We start from the raw sequence: 3,325 nt of genomic DNA on the forward strand, positions 1-3,325 counted from the left end.
CGACCGCGTCCACCGCCGCGAGCGCGTCGCTGTCCGGCCCGCCGACGAAACCGCCCCGATGGGTACGCCGATCCCAGACCTCGGTGGTGCGGAAGGGCGTCGGGTAGCGGCTCGGCGCCGACCGGAACCGCCCCACCCACGGGTCGTCGTGGTCGGCGACGTACTCCATCGGCAGGCCGGCGTCGGCGGCGACGATCAGGCAGGTCTCCACGAACGCGCCCAGGGAGAGGCACAGGTCGCGGCCGGTGGGGTCGGCCGCCGGCAGGGTGTACGCCGGGTCCCACCCGACCCGGATCTGTCCGGGCTCGTAGCGCAGCCGCCACGGCTGGGTGTTGTGCGCGCTCGGCGCCCGCCAGCACAGTGGTTCGAGCGCGCGGAACGCGGCGACGTCCACCTACCGCTCCTTGGCATAGAAGGTGTAGCCGTGCAGCGGGCGGCCACCGAGCCGCCGGTACTGGGCCGCCGACGCCGGGTTGTCCCGACCGACGTAGGTGCTGCGCAGCGCGGTGTAGCCGGCGGTGTGCAGGTTGTGGTGCAGGTGCGTGGAGAGCAGCCGCTGGTAGCCGCGCCCCTGGTACTCCGGGACCACGCCCTTGACGATCAGCACCGCCTCCCGCCGGTAGCGGCGGCGGGTGCCGAGCAGCCGGATCTGGTTGACCAGGTGCAGGTCGCCCCGGACGGCCACCATGAACTCGCTGATGTCCGGTACGCAGAGCGTGAACGCCACCGGCTGACCGTCCCGCGTCAGATAGAGCAGCAACGACTCGTCCAGCAGGTACGCCAGCCCGTCGGTCTGCCGCCGGAGCTGCCAGGCGCAGATCGGGGTGTAGTACCCGAGCTGGGCGAAGGAGTCGTTCAGCATGCCGCGAAGCAGGTCGAGTTGGTCGTCGAGACGCCGTACGTCGCCCCGGTGCAGCTCGATCCGCGCCCCGTCCGGATCCACGCGCACCGGGGGCGCCGGCTCGGCCGGGGTGGGCACCGGGCAGATCCAGGTGTCGGACTCGAACCGGCGCTGGAACCCGTACGCCTCGTAGGCGGCGGCGTAGTGCGCCGGGTTCCAGGCGCTGTCGACGAAGCCGCGTTCCGCGTACCCGGAGGTGATCACGCCACCGGCCTGGTTGGGCAGCAGCGCCACCGGGCCGAAGAGCAGGTCCCGGTCGGGATCGGCGTGCGCGGAGATCGCGTCGAACAGCGGTCGGGCGGCCGGGGCGGTGAACTCGGTCAGCCCGAAGAGCTGGCACCGGCGGCCGATCTTGGCGTCGAAGGCCGCGTCGATGTGCAGGGTGGTCCGGCCGACCACCGTGCCGGCGGTGTCCCGCAGCACGTACATCGGTATGCCGTCCTGCCACCACTGCCGGATCTGCTGGCGGGGGATGGGCACGTGGCGCGGCTCGTCGGCGTAGAGGCGGTCGGCGAGCCCGAGGAACTCCCGCAGGCCACGGCGGCAGGTGACCCGTTCGAAGCGGTACGCACCGGAACTCACCGGATCACCGCCGGGCCGGTCGTCTCCGCGCCGAGCGGAGTGAACGTCTCGATGTGGCCCATCTGCGGCGCCTCGGCCCGCCAGGTGCCGTTGGAGTACCCGTCCGGCGAGGCCGAGTAGAGCCGGATGAATCCGGCGGTGGCGTTGCGGGTGCCGTCGGTCAGCCACACCATCAACCGCCGGTGGTGCCGGGTCCGCGCGAAGCGCAACATCGCGTCGCGGTCGGTGAAGAACGCGATCGTGCCGAGCGTGAGGGGGAACTGCCAGTAGACGGTGTGCCAGCAGTAGCCGGACATCCGGCGCATGTCGCGGACCATCCGGAACCAGTCCGGGGCGAGCCGCAGCAGCACCAGCGGGTTGGCGTAGCGGGTCCCGCCGATGAACATGGCGCCGGCGCGGGCCTGCGCGGGCGCGCGGGAGAAGTCACGGGTACGCATGATCACCTCACCAGGTAGACGTTCTTGATCTTCTGTTCGCCGGCGAACGGGCCACTTCCCGGCTCGTGCAGCTCCACCCGCAGGTCACCGGCGGTCGGGTCTTCGAGCAGCGACTGCGCGAAGTCCCGGGAGACCGAGGTGAGATGCCGACGTACCCCGCTGCGGCAGGCGGCGACGAGTGCGTCGCGCTCCGGCGCGGCCAGCGGGCGGCGCAGTTCGATGTGGATCACGGGTCGGGTCTCCAGCGACGCGTCCTCGACCAGGGTCAGGCAGAAGCGGTTGATCTCGGCGGCGTGCGGGTTGCCGGTGTAGAGGCCGTACTCGACGTCCTGGGGGTACAGGTTGGCCCCCAGGTAGGACACGGTGGAGTCGCGCCGGCCGAACAGCAGCAGCACCGGCAGGGTCATCCGCTCCACCGAGACGGCCGTGCGGAACTCGGCCCGGCGGACCGGGTCGGCGTGCGCCAACTCCACGATCCGCTGGTACGGCACCAGCACCGCCTCGTCGCCGACGTTGTAGCGCAGCCGGGGCTGGAGTACGTCGCCGGTGACCGTGCACACCAGCTCCCGACGGTCGTTCGTCTCCAGATAGGTGGCGAACGGGTTGTACTGGAACACCATCGGCAACCGCTGCTCGTCGGCGCCGAGCAGCTCGGCCCGCAGCCCACGGTCGGTCTGCAACCGCCGCCGCAGCCACACCGTGAACCGGGTCTCGGCACCGATGCCGATGGTCAGGTCCGACGCCCCGTACGCGGAGCGGACCAGGGCGAACCGCTGCTCCAGGTAGTCGCGCAGCGCCTCGGTCATGCCCTCGCCCCCGCAACTGGCGAAGACGCGGTACTTCCCCCACTCGAAGCCACCGGCGTCGAGCCGGTCCCGCAGGTGCTTGAGGAACGGCGGGTAGGCGGTCACCAGGTAGTCGTAGTCGGGGCCGAACTCGTGCAGCGTGTCGACGATCTTCCCGAGGTCCGGCCCGGTGTTCTTCACGACCGCGATCCGGGACATCGCCGCGCCGGTCGTGGTCCCGGTGGCCCAGGCCCCCATCGAGTACGCGTTGATGACGAACGGTCGACGCATCGGGAAGACCAGCCCGGTGTAGCCGGCGATGTCCCGGTGCACCGCGCGCAGCTCGTGGTCCCCCCGGGGCCAGTTGAACGGCCGCCCGGACGAGCCGGCCGACTCGTCGACCACCACACCTCGGGACGGCATGCGTCCGTGCCAGCACCGTGCGGCGGCGCCGTAGGCGGTCACGTACCCGTGCTTGTCGGTCTCCGGGAAGTCGGCCAGGCGGCGGCGGGTGCGGGCCGGGCGGGTGCGCAGGAAGGACCGGTACGCGGGGACCTGCCGGGCGGCCCGTTCGCAGACCGCCTGGGCGTTCGCCGCCGCCAGCCGGTCCAGGAGCGGGT

Annotated in this window: 3 protein-coding genes and 1 pseudogene; all 4 read right to left on the reverse strand. The window is 71.8% G+C overall.

The features are described 5' to 3' along the window. Positions 1-394 (reverse strand): annotated as a pseudogene (locus tag EYA84_RS29350) (nitroreductase); the annotation flags it as partial. Next, positions 395-1,483 (reverse strand): hypothetical protein, encoded by a 1,089-nt coding sequence (locus EYA84_RS29355; protein ID WP_131057294.1) that lies wholly within the window; start codon positions 1,481-1,483, stop codon positions 395-397. Next, positions 1,480-1,920, reverse strand: a complete 441-nt coding sequence (locus EYA84_RS29360) for a DUF4188 domain-containing protein (protein WP_131057296.1) — start codon at positions 1,918-1,920, stop codon at positions 1,480-1,482. The genes EYA84_RS29355 and EYA84_RS29360 overlap by 4 nt, the downstream gene beginning before the upstream one ends. A 2-nt stretch (positions 1,921-1,922) precedes the next feature. Further along, positions 1,923-3,325, reverse strand: a 1,403-nt coding sequence (locus tag EYA84_RS29365) for a phenylacetate--CoA ligase family protein (protein ID WP_131057298.1), incomplete at its 5' end; no start/stop codon positions are given.

The sequence above is a fragment of the Verrucosispora sp. SN26_14.1 genome (genome assembly GCF_004307965.1).
Classification (GTDB): domain Bacteria; phylum Actinomycetota; class Actinomycetes; order Mycobacteriales; family Micromonosporaceae; genus Micromonospora.

What these genes read in the sequence shown, in the direction of transcription:
- EYA84_RS29360 (WP_131057296.1), bottom strand. Translation starts at nt 1,920, where the DNA reads ATGCGTACCCGTGACTTCTCCCGCGCGCCCGCGCAGGCCCGCGCCGGC.